Source organism: Hymenobacter caeli, from assembly GCF_013294115.1.
Lineage (GTDB): Bacteria > Bacteroidota > Bacteroidia > Cytophagales > Hymenobacteraceae > Hymenobacter > Hymenobacter caeli.
This window is the reverse complement of the sequence record NZ_JABSNP010000007.1, coordinates 160,626-181,037: the sequence shown is the minus strand read 5'-3', so window position 1 is coordinate 181,037 and position 20,412 is coordinate 160,626. Positions and strand designations below refer to the sequence as shown.

Genomic DNA, 20,412 nt, shown 5'->3' with positions numbered 1-20,412 from the left:
GCTCTAGAAAATAATCTCTTGCAATAACGTTTCTTCGATTTACCCCTTGTTATCGAATGCCTATCAATCGCTTTTTTAGTTAAATTACCTGGATGGCCCATTTGGTAGAAGGGGGTATTTTTAAAAATTAAGTAATTATCTGCGATTAGGGCCCTGCCCACCAAGCCCCGGTGCAAAGGGGGCTTGGCGGGCAGGGCCCTTCTCTTGAACGGTATCATGCAAATATTACTTGATAAAAGTACTTAACCAAAATATTGAATTATAGATACTTAAGACTTTTTATGAAAATTACATGATTTAATTGTGAAGAGCACATGTAGCTATTAAAGTTGCGCAACTATATTCGCAACACTAGCAAACATTTCCCACACATAATTAAACTCATGAAGAGACTACTACTGTTGTTTTTTTCGCTGGTCCTTGCCCTGTCGGCGCACGAACTCAGGGCGCAGAACCGAACCGTTTCGGGCACCGTGGCCGGGGCGGATGGGGTGGCCATTCCCGGCGTGACCGTCGTGGTAAAAGGCACCTCGCAGGGGGCCTCGACCGATGCCGAGGGCAAATACAACCTGTCGGTGCCGGCCACGGCTACCTCGCTGGTTTTTTCCTTCGTGGGCTACGATGGCCAGGAGGCCCGCATCGGTGACCAATCGACCATCAACATTAAGCTGGTGGCCAACCTTACGGGCCTCGACGAGGTGGTGGTGGTGGGCTACGGCACGCAGTCGCGCCGCGACCTGACGGGCAGCGTGGCCACCATCGCGGGCAAAGAAATTGCCACCCTGCCGGTGCAAAGCTTCGACCAAGCCCTGCAAGGCCGGGCCCCCGGCGTGAACATCACCACCCCCAACGGGGTGCTCAACAACCCGCCCATTATCCGCGTGCGCGGGGTAAACTCCATCTCGCTCAGCTCGCAACCGCTCATCGTCATCGACGGCATCCCGACGTACACGGGCAACCAGTCGGCGGTGGGCAGCGTGCCCAACAACCCGCTGGCCAACCTCAACCCGGATGACATCGAGAGCATGGACGTGCTGAAGGATGCCTCGGCCACGGCCATTTACGGCTCACGGGCCGCAGCAGGGGTTATCCTGGTTACGACCAAGCACGGCAAAAAAGGCCAGGGCCACCTCTCGTTTAATACTTGGGTGGGCATGACCAAACCCGTGCGGCTTTACGATGTGCTGGGCGCGCAAGATTACGTTACCATCAAAAACGAGGCCGTTCACAACCTGAACATCAACCAGGGCCGCACCAACGCTAGCGGGGTTTTTGTACCGGGCACCAACAACGAGAACAGCTTCAAGCTGGCCACGGATGCCAGCGGGAACACAGTGGACACGCGCTGGTACGACTACATCTACCGCACCGGCCTTTCCACCAATAACAGCCTGAACTTCTCAGGCGGCACCGATAAGACCACCTACTACACGTCGGTGGACTACACCAATCAGAAGGGAATGCTGAAGAATAACGAGTTCCGGCGCTACGCCGCTCGTTTGAACGTCGACCATACCCTGTTTGATAAAGTGACGGTCGGGCTGCGCTTCGACTATTCCAACTCGCGCAACTTGTCGCCCAACTCGGGCTCGACCGGCGACGGGGCCTTTGGTACGGCGGGCCTGGGCCGCCTGCCCTTGGTGTTGCCGCCCAACATTGCGCCCTACCTCCCCGATGGCAATTACAACGCGGGCATCTACGTGCCCAATGGCAACGCGGGCATCGGCCCGGGCCCCAACATCAACCCCACCTCGCCTACCCAGGCCGGGCTGCTGCCGGGCTACTACAACCCGGTGGTAGAGCTGGACAACAACTACTTCTCATCGGAGGCCAGCCAGATTCAAGGCAGCACCTACCTTAGCTGGGAGATAATCAAGGGCTTGCGCCTGCGCACCCAGTTCGGGCTCGACAACATTTCTTACGAGGACAGGGCCTTCCAAACCCCGATTGCGGGTGATAGCTACCAAGTGGGCTCGGCCAGCAACTACTACCGCACCAACAAGCGCTGGGATTGGCAGAACACGCTGCAATACGACCGCACCTTCGGCACCAACCACAACTTCTCGTTCCTCGCCGGCAATGAGCAGCAGAAAACGGATGTACTGCGCTGGGGCGCCACCCGCACCCAGGTAGCCGACCCCTTCTTCACCACCTTCGAAGGCAACTTTACTAACATTGCCTCCTCGGGCAACGCGCAAGGCACCAATTACTTGGCGTCGTTCTTCGGCCGCCTCAACTACAACTACGCCCGCAAGTACCTATTCAGCTTCACCGCCCGGCGCGACGGCTATTCGGCCCTGGCTAAAAAGTACGGCAACTTTTACGGCGGCTCGCTGGGCTATGCCATTTCGGAAGAGGAATTCTGGAAAACCAGCAAGCTGGGCGAAATTTTTTCTTTCCTGAAAGTTACCGGTAGCTACGGTAAAGTGGGCAACGTCAATGGCTTGGATGATTTTGCTTCGCTGAACACGTACACCTCTGGGCTGAATGCCGCCAATGCCACGCTTGCCTACACCAATGCCGGCAACCCGGACTTGCAGTGGGAAACCAGCAAGAAAACGGACATCGGCTTGTCGTTTGGCTTTTTGCAGGACCGCCTGACGGGCGACGTGGCCTACTACCGCAATCTCGCCGACGGCCTGATTCTGGCGGTACCGCAGGCTCCTTCCCGCGGGGTTCCCAACAACTCCATTTCGGCCAATATCGGCTCGATGGTAAATAGTGGCGTGGAGTTCAGCTTCCGTTTCAATGCCATCGAAAAGAAAGCCTTCAGCTGGACGGTAAACGCTAACGTGACCACGCTCAAAAACCGCGTACTGAGCCTGGCTACTGAGGGCCAGCGCGTTGGCGTTGCCACGTCGGGCCTGGAAACGGTGAACTTCCTGGAAGCTGACCATTCCATTGGCGAAGTCCTGGCGGTGCAGTCGCTGGGGGTGAACCCAGCCAACGGCCGCCGCATGATTCAGAAGGCGAATGGCGTAGTGGCCCAATACGACCACCAGGGCACGGGCTGGACCGACGTAGCCACCGGCCTGACCACCGCCGCGCCCACACAGAGCACCGATGGCGTGTACTATGGCCCGGTGCTGCCTACCTGGTACGGGGGCTTCGATAACACCTTCCGCTACAAAAACTTCGACCTAGGGGTATTCATCCAGTTTTCGGGGGGCAACTACATCTACAACGGTACGAACGCGGGCTTGCACGACCAGCGCTTCTGGAACAATAAAACGGATATTCTGGAGCGCTGGACCGCCGTCGACCAAAACGCCAAGTACCCCCGGGTGGTGTACGGCGACAACGTTTCGAACGGGTCGGCATTGGTTATGTCGTCCAATGTGGAGAAAGGGGATTTTGCCCGCCTACGCAACGTGCAACTGGGCTACAGCCTCAGCCAGCCGCTGCTGAATACGCTCAAAATAGCCAGCCTGCGCGTGTACGTGCAAGTGCAAAACGCGGCCCTGGTTACAAAATACTCGGGCATCGACCCCGAGATTTCCTCCAATAACACGGCCAACGCCAGCGTCAACGGGGCGGCGGGCGTCGACCGCAACTCGGTGGGCCAGGCGCGCACTTACACGGCTGGGCTCAACATTGGCTTCTAATCGCATTGTCTATCATGAAAGTAGCTTTTAAAAAGACCGCAGTAGCTGCCAGCACGCTGCTGCTCGCGCTGGGCACGTTTTCCTGCCAAAAAGATTTGCTGTCGCCAACGCCGCAAATCCAGTTTTCTGACCAAGTCATATTCAGCAACCCCGCTCGCATTGCCTTGCAGGTCAATGGTTTGTATGCCTACGTAAAAGCGGGCAACTTTCTGGGTGGACGCGCCCAGGTTTACGGCGACATTCGGGCCAACGACTTCCTCAACCGCACCAACAACGCCGTGACCGGCTACAGTGTGTGGAACCACACGGAAACCGAAACCTCGCAAAACGACGTCATCAACATGTGGGGGGCCGCCTACGCGGCCATCAACCAGGTAAACGTGTTTTTGGCTGGCCTCGACGCCAACGCCGCGCGGTTTGTGGCCCCCACTTTCCCGGCTACTTTTGCCGCTACCGCGCTCAATTACCAGGGCGAAGCCCGGCTGCTGCGCGCCCTGAGCTACTACACCCTGTTGCAGTACTACGCCCGGCCCTACAGCGACGGCAATGGCACCAAGCCCGGCCTGCCCCTGCGCCTGCAAGCTGAAACCGGCCTGACCGGCAACAACCTGGCGCGCAGCTCAGTAGCCGATGTGTACGCGCAGATTATTCTGGACCTGGATTTTGCGGAGAAGAACTTGCCCCTCACCAACGGCACCGCTCCGCTCAACGTGACGCGGGCACACCGCAACACCGCCATTGCCCTCAAAACCCGCGTGTACCTGAGCATGGGGCGCTACAGCGACGTTATCACGGAGGCGAATAAGCTGGTGCCGGCCGCTGCTCCCTTTGCTGCCTCAACGGGCGTAGCCAACGCGCTGAACTCCTCGGTAGCCGCCGTGTTTACGCTGCCCGAAGAAACCACGGAAAGCATTCTCTCTTTTGCATTTACCGCGCAGGACACCCCGGGCACTCAAAATCAGCTGGCCTTCTACTTCCTGCCGGCGGCGCTCGGCGGTGGCGGCGAATATAGCCTGAACACCACGACCGGCGGCATTTTAACGAACCCTGGCTTTGCGGCGACCGATGCGCGCCGTACCAACTTCGTCGTCGTGTCGGGCACGGAGTCTTTCCTCAAAAAGTACACGACCGGCTCGCTGGCCAGTGCTCCTTACACCGACAAGGCACCGGTTATTCGCTACGCAGAAGTAATGCTCAACCTGGCCGAAGCCAAGGTGCGCTCAACCAATACCATCGATGCGCAGGCCCTGGTCCTGCTCAATGCCGTGCGGGGCCGTTCCAACCCCACTGGCTTGTACACGGCCGCTGGCCTGGGCTCGGCGAGTGCCATGACCGATGCCCTGCTCTTGGAGCGGCGCATCGAGTTTCTGGGCGAGGGCATCCGCAACATCGACGTCACGCGCCTCAACGCACCCTTTCCCGCCAAAGGTCCTGTGAAAGAAGTTTTACCAGCCAGCACGCTCTACGTGTGGCCCATTCCTTCTTCGGAACTGCTCACAAATACGCTTATTGAACGCAACTAGGCCGCTGGCCGCCCAACCAACTCCGCCCCGCAACCGCCCGCCGGATTGCGGGGCTTTTGTTGTTGCCACCCGGTCGGGCTTTAAGAGGCACAATCTGTTCGTGTTAAAATTGTATTAAAATCAATCTGATTCTATCAGCATTTCGTAAGGTGATGAAACCAAATTTCTTCATCTCCTCCTCATGGACAAAATTTTTACTACTCCGCGTTTGGCAGCCGTCGCCGGCCTGTTTGCTTTGGGCACACCGGCGCTCCGGGCCCAAACGGTGTACGGCCTGCTCTCGCCCGCCGCAGTTACCCAAAGCCTGGTTACGTTCAGCGCGGCAACCCCGGGCACGTTCACGGCCACGCTGCCGATTACGGGGCTCACAGCCGGCCAGACCTTGGTGGGGCTCGACACCCGGCCGAATACGGGCCAGCTGTTTGCCCTGGGCTACAACCCCACCGGCACGCAGTCGCAGCTGTATATTCTGAACCCGGCCACCGGGGCGCTTACCGCCGTGGGGGCCGCCCTCACCACCCTCAACCTGGGCCCGACCACCAATCGGATTGGCTTCGACTTCAACCCCACCGTGGACCGCATCCGCGTCACGGGCAGCAACAACACCAACTACCGGGTGAACCCGGCCAACGGGGCCGTGGCCGCCACCGATTTGGCCCTCAACTACAACCCCGGCAACGCCACGGCCAGCCCCGTGGTAGCCCCCGACGCCAACGCCGGCCAGACGCCCGTTATTGGGAGCGTGGCCTACGCCAACTCATACATCGGGGCCACCAACACCGTGCTCTACGACCTCGACGAGGCCAAAAGCCTGTACACGACCCAGAACCCGCCCAACGACGGCACCCTCAACAGCCGCACGACGCTGCCCGTGAGCACGGCTACCGCCCTGGCCACCGACCTGGACATCTGGTTCGACCCCACCGCCCGGGTCAACAAAGCCTACCTGACCATTGCCACCGGCACGACCGCCGCGCCCACCACCCAACTCTACACCCTGGATTTCATTACCGGGGCCAACGCCACGGCGGTGGGGAACGTGGGCCCCGTGGGCACGCTGGTGACCGACATTGCCTTCGCCATCGACCGGCCGGCCACCCTGCCGGCCGTGACGGGGCAGCTGGCCTACGCGCTGGCCGGCACCAACCTGATTACGTTCGACACGAGCACGCCGGGCTTCGTGCGCACCTCGCTGGGCATCACGGGCGTGAACGCCGCCCAGACACTGGTGGGCCTCGACGTGCGGCCCCTCAACAACGCGCTGTACGCCTTGGGCTACACCACGGCGGCCGACAACACGGCGACGCCCAACAGCCAGCTCTACACGATTGACGCCACCACGGGCATCGCCACGGCCATCGGGGCCGCCGTGCGCCTCGAGCTGGGCACGCCGAACGTCAACGGCTTCGATGTCGGCTTCGACTTCAACCCCACCGTGGACCGCATCCGGGTGGTGGGCTCCAACCGCAACAACTACCGCCTGAACCCCAACAACCCCGCCACCGGCGTGCTGGCCTTCACCGACGGCCCCGTGGCCTACGCCACCGGCACCAACACGCCCACCGTCGGGGCCGTGGCCTATATCAACAGCTTCATGGGGGCCAGCGCCGCCTCGGGCACCATGCTCTACAACTACGACGTGGCCCTGAACCTGCTCAACACCCAGGCCACCGCCAACCCGCCGATGGACGGCCAGCTGACCACCGTGGGCGCGTCGGGCATCACGGCCACCGCCGCCGCCCCCAACGTGGACCTGGACATCTACAGCCCCAGCGCGGGCGTGAACACCGCCTACCTGGTGGCCAATACTTCCACCGCCACCAACACCGTGAACACCTCGCTCTACACCGTGAACCTGGCCACGGGGGCCGCCACGCTGGTGGGCCCCGTCGGCTTCGGGCTGGCGGCCCGCGACATCGCGGTGGCCGGCGCGGCGGGCGTGGTCACGGGCGTGCGCGAGCGCACCGACCTGGCCACGGGCTTCAGTGCCTACCCCAACCCGGCCACCAGCGGCACCACCCTCGCCTTCGCCCTGGCCCGCGCCGGCCGCGTGGAGCTGAGCGTGTTCGACGCCCTGGGCCGCCGCGTGGCCACCCAAATTTCGGCCCCGCTGCCCACCGGCCCCCACACCCTGCGCTGGGAAACCAGCGGCGTGCGCCCGGGCGTGTACACCGTGCGCCTGGCCGTGGACGGCCAGCCGGCCACCACGCGCCAGGTAGTGGTGCAATAGGAAGGCCTTGCTGAGCAAAGCGGTTTGTCAGCTACTTGGCCTAACGGAGCGCCTCACCCCCCCGGCCCCCTCTCCAAAAAGGAGAGGGGGAGACGGATGAAAAATTGGCTTACCTGCCATTAACGGACAATCGACTCCCCCTCTCCTTTTCGGAGAGGGGGCCGGGGGGTGAGGCGCTCCGTTAGGCCAAGTAATTGGTACGCATAAAGGCCTTCCTGAATCATCAGGAAGGCCTTTATGCATCAGGGCGGTAGCATGAACTTTGCAATTCGCAGGGCTTACTTCGTCCTGCCGGTAACCGTGCAAACACGCGAACTACAAAGTTCGCGCTACTTGCTACTCCTGGGCGGCCAGGTGGGCGTGGTCGCGCAGCACGGTTTGCAGGAAGGGCAGGTCGGGAAGGTCGGTTTCGATGTGGGTAAGGGCCTTCACCTTGTTGGCCGTTTCGTGCAACAGCTCGTAGTTGCCGCGGGCCTGGGCCTGGTACACGAGCTGGCGCACCAGGGCCACGTCGTGGTCGGCGAGCTGGGCGGCCTGCGGGAACACCACCCGGTAGCGGGCCACTTCGGCCAGGTCGGCGGCCAGGGGCGTGGCCTGGGCCGGGCGGGGGCGCACGCTCACCACGGTGGTGCCGGCGGCCATGTCGCCGAGGCGCTGGCCGCGGCTGCTGGCGGCCACGGCAATCACGGCAATCATGCCGCTGTCGAAAATGCGCAGCAGCCAGCGCATCAGGTAGTCGCCGAAGCGCGGGGCCGTGCCGTCGAGGCGCATCACCCGGATGTGGCGGGCCTTTTTGCCCAGGCTCTGGCCGTTGAAAAACACCTCGCAGACGAGGTGGTAGAACACGTAGGGCAGGGCAATGATGACCAGCAGGATGATGCCGGCGGTTTCGTCTTTAGAGCCGGTATTTTTCGTGGGGCCGGCCGAGGAAACGGCCCAGGCCCCAAGGCCCACCCAAACCCCGAACCAGGCGAAAATGATGGCGTAGTCGATGAGCGCCGCGAGAATCCGCTCGCCCAGGCTGGCCGTTTCGTACTCGAGGGTGACGTTTTGGGTGGTGTGGACGCGGATAATGGCCATGCGGCGGGCAATTGCTAGCGGGTAGGGATTGAGCGACCGGCAAATAACGGCGAAAACCGGAAAGCCCCGGCGGGGCCCCGCCGGGGCCCCGCCGGTTATTATTTCTTCACGCCGGTTTCACGACTACGGCCCCGCGCCCTACCTTTAAGGCACTAAGAAACGCCCCATGCGCGAAGCCGCTTTTTTGCGCCAAAACCAGGCCCGCTGGCAGCAGTACGACCAGCGGCCCCCCGCCGGCCCCGACGAGCTGGCCGCCCGCTTCGTGGCCCTCACCGACGACCTGGCCTACGCCCAGACCTTCTACCCCGGCTCGCCCACCACGGCCTACCTCAACGGGGCCACCGCCAAGCTGCACCAGCGCCTCTACGAAACCAAGCGCGAGGACACCGGCCGCTTCGGCCGCTTCTGGGCCCGCGAGCTGCCCCTGGTGGTGGCCCGCCACCACGGCACGCTGGCGGTGGCGGCGGCGCTGTTTGCGCTTTTCACGCTGGTGGGGGCCCTCTCGGCGGCCTACGACGACTCGTTCGTGCGCGTGGTGCTCGGCGACGACTACGTGAACCAGACCCTGGAAAACATCCGCAAGGGCGACCCGATGGCCATCTACAAGAGCGGGCCCGAGGCGGTGATGTTCCTCGGCATCACGGCCAACAACATTTACGTGGCCCTGCGCACCTACGTGCTGGGCGTCACGCTGGGCGTGGGCACGGTGGGGGCCCTGTTCCAGAACGCGGTGATGCTGGGCGCGTTCCAGTTCTTTTTCTACAAGTACCACGTGCTGCGGGCCTCGGTGCTCACCATCTGGATTCACGGCACGCTGGAGATTTCGGCCATTATCCTGGCCGGCGGCGCGGGCCTGGTGATGGCGCGGGGCATCCTTTTCCCGGGCACCTACAGCCGGGCCGAAGCCTTCCGCGCGGCGGCCCGCGACGGCCTGAAGCTGGCCCTGGGCCTGGTGCCGATATTCGTGGTGGCCGGCTTCCTCGAAGGCTTCGTGACGCGCCACACCGAGATGCCCATGGCCGCCAGCGTGGCCATCATCGGCAGCTCGGCGGCGTTCATCGGCTGGTACTTCGTGGTGTACCCGCGGCGGCTGGCGCGGCGGGCCACCCTACCCGCCGCCGGTCAATAACTTGTCCTTTTCTCCTTATCTATGCAGCCAGTTTCTACCCGTCCCCGGCCGTTCACCCGCGAGGCCGATTTCCGCCAGGAGCGCGACTTCGGGGCCAAAATCAGCGCCACCTTCGACTTCATCCGCGCCAATTTCCGGGCCCTGGTGAAGACGCTGGCCTACTTCGTGCTGCCGGGGGCCCTGGTGGCCGGCGTGGGCATGGGCACCTTCACCAACCTCATCTACAACCAGATGCCCACCCCGGGCACGCGGCGTACCGCGGCTGCCACGCAGATGTCGGCGGCGCTGCTGCCCAAGATGTTCGGCGGCATGGGGGTGGCTTCGCTGGCCTTTCTGGTGTCGTTCCTGCTCATCACCGGGGCCCTCTACAGCTTCGTGCGGGTGCGCCTGGCCCTGCCCGCCGACGAGGACGTGCAGCCAAGCCAGGTGTGGGCCTTCATGCGGCCGCGGCTGGGCAAAGCGCTGCTGGCCGTGGTGGTGCTGGGGGCCGCGGGCGTGCTGGTGAGCATGGGGGCGGGCCTCGTGCTGGCGGGCACCGCCGCCGGCGGAATTTCCAGCCCCGTCGCGGTTTTCTTTGGGGTGCTGGGCCTGTTCGTGCTCTTTACCTGGCTGGCGGTGGTGCTGACGCTGTTCTTTCCCATCCTCTGGCTCGAAGACGCCGGCATTGGCCAGGCCCTGAAGCGGGCGTTTTTCCTGGTTAAGGGCAAGTGGTGGTCCACGTTCGGGCTGCTGCTCATCAGCACCATCATCCAGAGCTTCGTGGCCTTCGTTTTCATCATTCCGCAGTACGCGGTGATGTTCGGGAAGGTGCTGAAAATCCCGTACCTGGACTCCGATTTGCTCGGCATCGCCGGGCAGTGCATCTACTCCCTGGGGCTGCTGTTCACCTACGCCATTCCGCTGCTGGCCATCATGTTCCAGTACTTCAGCCTGGTGGAGCGCCGCGAGGGCACCGGCAGCTTCCAGCTGCTGGGCCAGCTCGGCCAGGCCCCGGCCCCCGGCGTGGCCAGCGGCCTCTACCGCCCCGACGAAGAAGGCGAGTACTAATCAGCCCGCATGACCGCTCCTTTCCTTCTTACGTACGCCGCCCGCCGCGCCGCCCAGGCCGGACTGGCGCTGGCCCTGCTGGCCGCGCCGGCCGCCGGGCGGGCCGGGGCCCTGCCGCCGGGCCACCCGGCGGCCGGCGCGGCCCCCGCCCAGCCGGCGGCCCTGCCCCCGCTGCCGCCCGACCGCACCCTGCCGCTGCCCGCCCGCCGGCCCGACGCCGCCCGCCTGCGCGAGCTGCGCGGCCAGCGCGAGTTCCGCTACGTGGAGGCCGCCGCCGAAACCGGGTTCTGGGACAACTTCTGGGCGCGCATCTGGCGCTGGCTGGACGGGCTGCGCGGCACCCGCACCGGCCGCGTGGCCTGGAACTGGGTGTTTTACCTGGCCCTGGCGGGCATCCTGGGCTTCGCGGTGCTGAAGCTGCTGCAAGTGGACCTGGCCCGCGCCTTCGGGCGGGCCCCGCGCCGCGCCGGCCTGCCCTACGACTTGCTCAGCGAAGACATCCACGCCGTGGACTTCCCCGCCCGCCTGGCCGAGGCCGAGGCCGCTGGCAACCTGCGCCTGGCCGCCCGCCTGGGCTACCTGGAGGTGCTCAAGCACCTGAGCGACGGCGGCCGGCTCGACTGGCAGCCCGACAAAACCAACCGCGCCTACCTGGCCGAGCTGCCCGCCGGGGCCCTGCGCGAGGCTTTCCGCGAATGCACCCGCCAGTTTGAGTACGTGTGGTACGGCGAGCTGCCGCTGAGCGCGGCCCTGTACCAGCAGGTGCGCCGGGCCCAGCGGGGCGTGGCTGCCGCGTCCACTGCCACCGCCGTGCCCGCCTGATGCGCCAGCTCTCCACTTTCCGCCTGTACCTGCTGGGCATCGGGCTGCTGTTTGCGGGCTACGTGGCCCTGGAATACAACCGCCCCAAGCCGCTCGACTGGACGCCGACGTACTTCAACAAGGACAAGATTCCTTACGGCACCTTTGTGCTGTTCGACCAGCTCCCGCGCCTGCTCGGCACCGACTCGGTGGCCGTGGTGCGCCTGCCCGCCTACAGCCAGCTCACCGGGGCCGCCCCCGACGCGGGCGTAGATGTGCCCGAAACCCCCACCGGCCCGCCCCCGGCCGCCCCCGACTCAGCCGCAGATTTGGCCCCAGATTCGGCCGCCCCCGACTCGGCCGCCGCCGCAGTTCCGGCCGATTCAGTGGCCACGACCGATTCAGCCGATTCGGGGGCCACGCGCACGGCTTCCCCGTCGGCAGATTCCACAGCAGCAGCCGATTCAGAGGAAGAAGCGACTGATTCGGGTACCACCGTGGCCGCGGCCGATTCGCTGCCCCTGCGCCCCGAGCGGGCCAACTACCTGTTCATCAACGACGGCTTCGCGGCCAGCCGGCCCGACCTGCGGGCTTTGCTCGGCTTCGTGGCGCGGGGCAACGACGTGTTCATCACGGCCGACGACTTTGGCGGGCCGCTGGGCCGGGCCCTGGGCGTGCGCACCGACGACACCGCCCCTACCCTGCCCCCCGGGGCCCCGGGCCGCCCCCGCCCCGATTCCGTGACGCTGCGCTTCACCAACCCCGCGCTGGCCGGGGCCCGCTACCGCCTGCCCGCCGCGGCCGGGGCCCGCCTCGTGCTCGATTCGGTGACGGGGCCCGGGGCCCGGCGGGGGCCGCCGCCCACCGGCCGCACCCTGGCCACCGACGCCCAGGGCCGCGCCGTGCTGCTGCGCCTCGACCACGGGGCGGGCCATTTCTACCTGTGTTCGGTGCCGCTGGCCTTCACGAACTACTACTTCCTCCAGCCCCGCACCGCCGGGTTTGCCGCCGGGGCCCTGGCCTACCTGCCCGCCCGCCAAACCTGGTGGGACGAGTACCAGAAGCAGGGGGCCCTGGGCGAGCAGTCGCTGCTGCGGGTGCTGCTGGCGCACCCGGCCCTGCGCGGGGCCTACTACCTCACGCTGCTGGGGGCCCTGCTGTTTGTGCTGGTGGAAGCGCGGCGGCGGCAGCGCATCATCCCCACCCTCAAGCCGTTGCCCAACACCACGCTGCTCTTCACGCGCACCGTGGCGGGGCTCTACCGCCAGGGCCGCAACCACGCCCTCATCGCCGAAAAGAAGGTGGCCCTGTTCCTGGACTACCTGCGGGTGCGCTTCCACGAAGCCAGCCCCGACCTGGGCGACAACGATTTCCGCGAGCGGCTGAGCCAGAAAGCCGGCCTGCCCCGCGCCCGCGTGGACGAGCTGCTGCGGCTGGTGAACCTGGCCCGCACCGCCCCCCAAATCGACGACCGGGCCCTGTTGCAGCTTAGCCGCGCCATCAACGCCTTCCGCCGCGAAGTGAGCCGCTGAGCATTTTTGCACTGAACCCAGAAACCGTCTTTTTACCCAATTGTATTATTCCACTATCAGGCGTTGATTGACTGGAAACCGGCTTTTTACCCGAATTTCAGCCCTCTTTGCCCCTCTTACCACTCAATGGAACCCACTGATTTCGCCCCTAAACATACGCCTGAGACCGACGCTGGCCAATTGTTGTCCGCCGCACCTGCCGCGTCGCCCGAAACCACGTCGCCCGAAACCGCAGCCATGCCCGAATCCGCCGCACCGCCCGAAGCAATTGCGGCTGCCGCATCAACGGAAGCGGCTGAGCCGGCCGGCACCTTCGCGCCCCGCACCGACTTTGCCCAGCTCGCGGCCCGCGCCGAGTCCGTGCGGGCCGAAATCAGCAAAATCATCGTTGGCCAGACCGATTTGCTGGAACTGCTGCTGACGGCGGTGCTGGCCGACGGGCACGTGCTGCTCGAAGGCGTACCGGGCGTAGCCAAAACGCTCATGGCCAAGCTCCTGGCCCGCACGCTGGCCGTGCCGTTCAGCCGCATCCAGTTCACGCCCGACCTGATGCCGGCCGACGTGCTGGGCACGTCGGTATTCCGGCAGAACACCGGCGAGTTCGAGTTCCGGCCGGGGCCCATCTTCGCCAGCGTGGTGCTGATTGACGAAATCAACCGGGCCCCGGCCAAGACGCAATCCGCCTTGTTTGAGGTGATGGAGGAGCGCACCGTGACCCAGGACGGCACCACTTACGTGATGCAGGCCCCCTTTCTGGTGCTGGCCACCCAAAACCCGGTGGAGCAGGAAGGCACCTACCGCCTGCCCGAGGCCCAGCTCGACCGCTTCCTCTTCAAGCTGCGCGTGGGCTACCCCAGCCTGGCCGAGGAAATCCAGATTTTACAGGGCCACCACGCCGGCTTCGGCGGCGCGGCGCTGGAATCCGTACAGCCCGTCCTCACCGCCGCCGACCTGGCCGCGCTGCGCGAGCAAGTGCGCCAGCAGCGCGTCGAGCCCAACATTCTGGAGTACATCGCCAAGCTCGTGGGCCAGACCCGCGCCCACAAGGCCCTGTACCTGGGGGCGTCGCCCCGCGCCTCGCTGGCCCTGCTGAACGGAGCCAAGGCCCTGGCCGCCCTGCGCGGCCGCGATTTCGTGACGCCCGAAGACGTGCAATTTCTAGCCCCCAGCGTGCTGCGCCACCGCGTGATGCTCACGCCGGAGCGCGAAATGGAAGGCGGCACGCCGGACGAGGTGGTGCAGCAGATTGTGCAGTCAATAGAAGTACCGCGGTAATGTTAGGGTAGAGACGCGATACTTCGCGTCTTAATCGCTGCCCGGTTGCCGTGGAACGATTACCCAGCCACCGTTCAGCAGCCGAGACGCGAAGTGTCGCGTCTCTACATTTTCCTACTGCTAATTAGTTTGTTGTGAAGTATTCAACCGATTGGCTACTTGGCCAGCTTGAGCAGAGCCACCGCGTGAAATACCTGTTCTTCTGGGGCAACCAGCCAAGCAAAGACGGTACCGTCACTAAATCCTGCCTGAGCCAATGGTGGCCGGTTGATTTTGTGGTGGCGGGCGTCACGTACCGTTCTACCGAGCACTGGATGATGGCTGAAAAAGCCCGGTTGTTCAACGACTCGCTTATCGAAAATCAAATACTAGCCACCAAAAGCCCCGCCGAAGCCAAGAAGCTGGGGCGCGAAATTCGCGGTTTCGAGCCGGAGCTGTGGGAGGCGCACAAATGTGAAATCGTGCAGGCTGGCAACCTGCACAAGTTTAGCCAGCACGCGGCATTGGCTGAATTTTTACGCAACACGCACGACCGGGTGCTGGTCGAGGCCAGCCCAGTGGACACCATTTGGGGCATCGGCCTGGCCGCCGACGCGGCTGATGCCGAGCACCCGGACCGCTGGCGGGGGCCTAACCTGCTGGGCTTTGCCCTGATGGAAGTGCGGGACCAATTGCAAAACCGATGAGCTTTTTTCTTACTCCGCGCTTCTTTTACCTGCTCGTGGCTCTCATTGCGGGCTTCACGGTGGCCTTTTTTCTGCCGTGGCTGCTGGGGCCGGTGCAGGTGCTCGGGCTGCTGCTGGGGGCCCTGGTGGGGCTCGACGCGGCGCTGCTCTACGCGCCGGCCAAGGGCGGGGCCGCGCCCATTTTCGGGCGGCGGGTGCTGGGCGACAAGCTGGCCAACGGCTCGGACAACGACGTGGAGCTGTACCTCGAAAACCGCTACCGCTTCGCGGCGCAGACCGAGACGATTGACGAGATTCCGCACCAGTTCCAGCGGCGCGACGTGCTGTTCAAGGCGGCCATCCGGCCGGGCGAAACGCAGGTGATTCGCTACCAGCTGCGGCCCACCAAGCGCGGCGAGTACGAGTTCGGGGCCCTGAACATCTACGCCGCCTCGCCGCTGGGGCTGGTGCGCCGGCGGTTTCGCTACGACCAACGCCGGGTGGTGCCCGTGTACCCGTCGTTTTTGCAGATGCGGCAGTACGAGCTGCTGGCCATCCACAACCGCCTCACCGACGTGGGCGTGAAGCGCATCCGGCGGGTGGGCCACAGCCAGGAGTTCGAGCAAATAAGGCCCTACGTGGCCGGCGACGACCCGCGCACCCTCAACTGGAAGGCCACCGCCCGCCGCGCCGGCACCGGGGCCGCCGATGCCCTGGTGGTGAACCACTTCCAAGACGAGCGGGCCCAGTCCGTGTACTGCCTCATCGACAAGGGCCGGGTGATGCGCATGCCCTTCGACGGCCTCAGCCTGCTCGACTACGCCATCAACGCCACGCTGGTGCTCAGCAACATTGCCCTGCTCAAGCACGACAAAGCCGGGCTCCTCACCTTCTCCAACAAGCCCGGGGCCGCCCTGCTGGCCGACCGCCGCCCCGGCCACCTGCTCAAGATTCTGGAGGTGCTCTACCGCCAGAAAACGCAGTACCTGGAAACCGATTTTGCGGGGCTCTACGCCACCGTGCGGGCCCGGGTGCGGCAGCGCAGCCTGCTGGTGCTCTTCACCAATTTCGAGACGCTGCACGGCCTGGAGCGCCAGCTGCCCTACCTGCGCCGCCTCAACCGGGACCATTTGTTACTGGTCGTTTTTTTTGAAAACACCGAGTTGAGCGCCTACCTCGCCGCCCCCGCCGACACCACGGAGGACGTGTACAACCAGACCATCGCCGAGAAATTTACCCAGGAAAAGCGCCAAATTGTGCTCGAATTGCAGCGCTACGGCATCTACTCGCTCTTAACCGCGCCGAAAGATTTGACGGCGAATACAATTAATAAATACTTGGAATTCAAAGCCCGGGGATTGATATGAACCACGGATGGGCACGGATTTTAGCGAATTTCACGGATTTTGTGGACGATTACTTTGAAGCAGAAAATCATTGTTGAGCTAATTATTAGGCTGAATATGACGCGCAAGGCCGGTGAAGCGAGCGAATGGGCGAGGTGGCTTTGGGTGCTGCTGGTGCTGACGACGCGCCCGGCGGCGGCCCAGCCCTCGCCCCTGCTGCCCCAGCCCACCGAGCTGCGCTGGGGCACCGGCCGCTTGGCCCTGAAAGCCCCGCTGCGCCTGCAAATCACCGGCCCCGCCGACCCGGCCATCCGGCCGGCCGCCTTGCGCACCCTGGCCCGCTTGCAGGGCCCCGCCCGGGCCCCGCGCACGCCCGGCCCGGTGCTGCAAATCCGCTACGGGCGGGCGGGCCGCCCCGAAAAGCTAGACGAGGAGCGCTACAGCCTGCGCATCACGCCGGGCGGCGTGCTGATTGACGCGCCCACCGGCCTGGGCGTGCTGCGGGCCCTGGCCACGCTCGAGCAGCTGCCCCGCCCCGCCACAACCGGCCGCTACCTGCCCGAGGCCGACATCCAGGACCAGCCGCGCTTCGCCTGGCGCGGGCTGCTGATTGACGCGGCCCGCCACTTCCTGCCGGTGGCCGTTATTAAGCGCAACCTCGACGGCATGGCGGCCGTGAAGCTGAACGTGCTGCACTGGCACTTGTGCGACGACCAGGGCTGGCGGGTGGAAAGCAAGCGGCTGCCGCGCCTGCAACAAGTGGCCGGGGCCGACGGCTACTACACCCAGGCCCAGGTGCGCGAGGTGGTGGCCTACGCCGCGGCGCGGGGCATTCGGGTGGTGCCCGAGTTCGACCTGCCGGGCCACGCCGGGGCCCTGGTGGCGGCCTACCCCCGGCTGGGCTCCAACGATTCCGTGAAGGCCGTGCCCATCCGCTGGGGGGTGCTGAATATCGCCATCGACCCCACAAAATCCGGCACCTACGCCTTCCTCGATTCGCTGCTGACGGAGATGGCCGGGCTCTTTCCCGACCCGTACTTCCACGTGGGGGGCGACGAAAACGACGGGCGGCAGTGGCGGCGCAACCCGCGCATCGTGGCCTTCATGCGCGAGCACCGGATGCTGAAGGCCGACAGCCAGGCCGTGGACAAGCACCAGCTCCAGACGTATTTCAACCGGCAGGTGCTGACCATTTTGCAGGCCCGGGGCAAAACAATGGTGGGCTGGGACGAAATCCTGGGCCCCGACCTGCCCCGGGAAGTCGTCGTCCAGAGCTGGCGCGGGGCCAAAGGCCTGGCCGAAGCCGTGCGCCTGGGCCACCCCGCCCTGCTCTCCAGCGGCTACTACCTCGACCTGAACCACCCCGCCGCCGACGCCTACGCCGCCGACCCGCTGCCCGCCGCCACGCCCCTCGACGCGGCCCAGCAAAAACTGGTGCTGGGCGGCGAGGCGGCCATGTGGAGCGAGTTCGCCGATTCAGTTATTTACGATTCGCGGGTCTGGCCCCGGGCGGCGGCCGTGGCCGAGCGGCTGTGGTCGCCCCAAGCCACCACCCAGGACGTGCCCGACCTGTACCGCCGCCTGGCCTTGGTCTCCGCTCAATTGGAAACTCTGGGCCTGCGCCACCGCCGCGCCCCGGCCCAGCTGCTGCGGCAAATGGCCCCGGCCGGGGCCCTGGGGCCCCTCACCACCCTGGCCGGCGTGCTGGAGCCGGTGAAGGACTACAAGCGCCATTTCCTGGGCTTCAAGTACACCACCCAAACGCCCCTGACCCGCCTCGTGGACGCCGCCCCGGCCGAATCGGACGTGGCCCGGGAGTTTGGCACGGCTGTGGACAGTGTACTGGCCGGCCTGGCCGCCCCGGTGCGCCCGCCCGCCCTGGCCCGGCAGCTGCTGCTGCTGCGGGCCCAGCTGCTGCGCTGGCAAGCCACCAGCGCCGCCTTGCAGCCCCTGCTGTTAGCAGGCCCCGTCTTGAGCGAGTACGCCCCGCTCGCCACGCGGCTGGGGGCCCTGGCCACGGTGCTGCTCGAGCGCCTCGCGCAGCTCGAAACCAACCAGCCCGCCCTGCCCGTGTGGCAAATGACGGCCCGCGCCGCCCTCGACGACGCCCAGCTGCCCGCCGGCCAGGCCGAGCTGGCCGTGGTGAAGGCTGCGCGGCGGCTGACGGGGCTGTAGGGGCGTTTTGGTGGGTAGAAGGTGGTGATGGGCCCCGCCTATCAGATTTTTATCCATTAGCATAATGCTGCTAACCGGGCACTTCTTGAAAAAGGGGCGGTTTTTGGCCCGCTCAGCTATTGTACCCAGTGTGGCACTTTCCGCATAGGCACTACTTAATTACTCTTCACACTGCCCGTAATCACCAGTGGCTTCACCTCACCGCCCACGCCCTGGTAGCTACCCTTGCTTCTCATGTGGACTTCTTCCCGCACGCGCTTACGCCGCCTGGAGGCGGCCTGGCACCAGCCGCCTGCACGCTCCCCCTACTTCTCTTTGGTGGCCCGTTACTACGACCACGTGCAGCACGAGCCCGCGTACCAGCGCCTACCGGACCAAACCTGGGCGGACCTGAACGGCGAATTGCTCTTTGGACTGCTCGATGCCACGGTGAGCCCGGTAGGCCAGCAGTGCCTCTACCACCGGTTACGCAGCCCGCTCGCCGACGAGGCCGCCTTGCAGGAGTTCGATGCGGCCACGACCCTGCTGGCGCAGCAACCCGTGGCCCGCGGGCAGGCCTTGCTCGCCCTCGACCAGCTGACGGCCCACGAGGCGTACTACTTGGCCGATTTACTGAGTGGGCAGCCCCTCCCCACGCTGCCCGGCGCGCGCTTCGCGCCGCTGCTCGCGCTGGGGCTATTGGCCACGTTGCTCGGGGGCTTTTGGCTCCCCGGGCTCTGGGTGGGGACGCTCGTGTTGGCCCTCACCAATGCGGTATTTCACTTCTGGCAGCTCAAGCGGATTAGGAACTGTGTTCGCCCGCTGCTGCAATTGGGCCGCTTGCGTCGGGCGGGCCAGGCGCTGCACCGGGCGGCCCTGCCCCTGCGGCCGCTTCAGCCGCTGGCCGCGCCCCTGGCCCGGCTGAGGGCCATCATGTGGCAAGTAGCGTTCTTTCAGGTGGAAGACAACTTATTGGTGCTCAGCTTACTCAGGATGTTTTTGCTGCTCGACGTGCTGCTGTATGCCCGTTGCCGGGTGGCCGTGCAGCAGCAAGCGCCCGCCATTCGGACCGTCTTTGAGGCCGTTGGCTACGTCGATTGCGCCCTGGCGGTGGCCAGCTTCCGCCAGCGCCACGCCACCTGCGTGCCGCACTTCGGGCCGGCCGCCGAGGGCATCCAGCTGCACGCCGCCTACCACCCGCTGGTGCCGGGGTGCGTGCCCAATGACCTGACCCTGGCCGGGCCCGGCGTACTGCTTACCGGCTCGAACATGGCGGGCAAAACCACTTTTATACGCACGTTGGGCGTGAATGCCCTGCTGGCCCAGACGATAGCAACGTGCCCGGCCGCCGCCTACCGCGCCCCTTTTTGCCGGGTGCTCACCAGCCTCAGCCTGGCCGACAGCCTGCCCACGGGCAAAAGCTATTACCTGGTCGAAGCCGAAACCATGCGGCAGCTGCTGCTGGCCTGCGACGCGGCCCCCGGCGGCTACCTGCTGCTGCTGGACGAGCTGTTCAAAGGCACGAATACGCAGGAGCGCATCGCCGCCAACCAGGCCGTGCTGGCCTATTTGCAGCCGCGCAGCTGGGTCGTGGCGGCCACCCACGACGGGGAGCTGGGCGCGCTCTTGCAGGCGTGCTTTGTCGAATACCACTTTTGCGAGACGGTCACGGCGGAAGACTGGCACTTCGACTACCGCCTCAAAGCCGGGCCGCTCACCACGCGCAATGCCATTCGGTTGCTGGCACGCCTGCACTACCCGGCGCAGGTAGTAGCCGCCGCGCAGGCGCTCAGTGCCACGTTGGCGGCGCGGGCGCAACCCAGCAGCGCGCAACCGACCACGCCGGGAGAACTTGGTTCTGTGGCTGATTCGACCAGCTGCGAGGAGAATTCGTCAGGCTAAAGGTCTCAGCACAGCGATAGTAGCCTGCATCGAGCGTAGTTTTTACGTTCTGCAAACCGTGAATTGCTAAACGTTACAAGGGTTATAACCGAATCGTTAAGCAGCCTACCCGCCACCATCAGG

General features: G+C 65.0%; 13 protein-coding genes. 12 read left to right on the top strand and 1 reads right to left on the bottom strand.

Annotated elements, in window-relative coordinates; translation table 11 throughout:
• The first annotated feature begins 383 nt into the window (after positions 1–383).
• From HNP98_RS09565 to HNP98_RS09555, 3 genes are all read left to right on the top strand, one after another.
• Positions 384–3,605, top strand: a complete 3,222-nt coding sequence (locus tag HNP98_RS09565) for a SusC/RagA family TonB-linked outer membrane protein (protein WP_173809838.1) — start codon at positions 384–386, stop codon at positions 3,603–3,605.
• 14 nt (positions 3,606–3,619) lie between these two features.
• Positions 3,620–5,128: a RagB/SusD family nutrient uptake outer membrane protein gene (locus HNP98_RS09560; RefSeq protein WP_173809837.1), complete on the top strand. Its 1,509-nt coding sequence runs from the start codon at positions 3,620–3,622 to the stop codon at positions 5,126–5,128.
• A gap of 208 nt (positions 5,129–5,336) precedes the next feature.
• On the top strand, positions 5,337–7,358 hold the full coding sequence (locus HNP98_RS09555) for a DUF4394 domain-containing protein (RefSeq protein ID WP_173809836.1): 2,022 nt from the start codon (positions 5,337–5,339) through the stop codon (positions 7,356–7,358).
• 336 nt (positions 7,359–7,694) lie between these two features.
• Here the strand turns inward: HNP98_RS09555 and HNP98_RS09550 are convergent, their stop codons facing one another.
• On the bottom strand, positions 7,695–8,438 hold the full coding sequence (locus HNP98_RS09550; RefSeq protein ID WP_173809835.1) for an RDD family protein: 744 nt from the start codon (positions 8,436–8,438) through the stop codon (positions 7,695–7,697).
• Positions 8,439–8,604: 166 nt separating this feature from the next.
• Here HNP98_RS09550 and HNP98_RS09545 point away from each other — a divergent pair, with 166 nt between their 5' ends.
• The 9 genes from HNP98_RS09545 to HNP98_RS09505 all read left to right on the top strand — a co-directional run bounded on the left by HNP98_RS09545 (position 8,605) and on the right by HNP98_RS09505 (position 20,289).
• Entirely contained in the window at positions 8,605–9,567 is a 963-nt protein-coding gene (locus HNP98_RS09545) for a stage II sporulation protein M (protein WP_173809834.1), read from the top strand.
• A 21-nt stretch (positions 9,568–9,588) separates the two neighbouring features.
• Positions 9,589–10,614 carry a hypothetical protein gene (locus tag HNP98_RS09540; protein ID WP_173809833.1) on the top strand — a complete coding sequence of 342 codons (1,026 nt, stop codon included), beginning with the start codon at positions 9,589–9,591 and terminating at the stop codon, positions 10,612–10,614.
• A gap of 9 nt (positions 10,615–10,623) precedes the next feature.
• Complete coding sequence (locus HNP98_RS09535; RefSeq protein WP_173809832.1) at positions 10,624–11,436, top strand: DUF4129 domain-containing protein; 813 nt, start codon at positions 10,624–10,626, stop codon at positions 11,434–11,436.
• Positions 11,436–12,947, top strand: coding sequence for a DUF4350 domain-containing protein (locus tag HNP98_RS09530; protein ID WP_173809831.1), 1,512 nt, complete (start codon positions 11,436–11,438; stop codon positions 12,945–12,947). The genes HNP98_RS09535 and HNP98_RS09530 overlap by 1 nt, the downstream gene beginning before the upstream one ends.
• Positions 12,948–13,130: 183 nt before the next feature.
• The gene (locus HNP98_RS09525) at positions 13,131–14,222 is read left to right on the top strand and encodes an AAA family ATPase (RefSeq protein WP_246275060.1); all 1,092 of its coding nucleotides are present in this window, start codon (positions 13,131–13,133) and stop codon (positions 14,220–14,222) included.
• A 134-nt stretch (positions 14,223–14,356) separates the two neighbouring features.
• Positions 14,357–14,908, top strand: a complete 552-nt coding sequence (locus tag HNP98_RS09520; RefSeq protein ID WP_173809830.1) for an NADAR family protein — start codon at positions 14,357–14,359, stop codon at positions 14,906–14,908.
• The gene (locus tag HNP98_RS09515; RefSeq protein WP_173809829.1) at positions 14,905–16,254 is read left to right on the top strand and encodes a DUF58 domain-containing protein; all 1,350 of its coding nucleotides are present in this window, start codon (positions 14,905–14,907) and stop codon (positions 16,252–16,254) included. Before HNP98_RS09520 ends, HNP98_RS09515 begins: the two co-directional genes overlap by 4 nt.
• Before the next feature lie 96 nt (positions 16,255–16,350).
• Positions 16,351–18,408: a beta-N-acetylhexosaminidase gene (locus HNP98_RS09510; protein WP_173809828.1), complete on the top strand. Its 2,058-nt coding sequence runs from the start codon at positions 16,351–16,353 to the stop codon at positions 18,406–18,408.
• Positions 18,409–18,642: 234 nt separating this feature from the next.
• Complete coding sequence (locus HNP98_RS09505; protein ID WP_173809827.1) at positions 18,643–20,289, top strand: MutS-related protein; 1,647 nt, start codon at positions 18,643–18,645, stop codon at positions 20,287–20,289.
• The last annotated feature ends 123 nt before the right edge of the window (positions 20,290–20,412 follow it).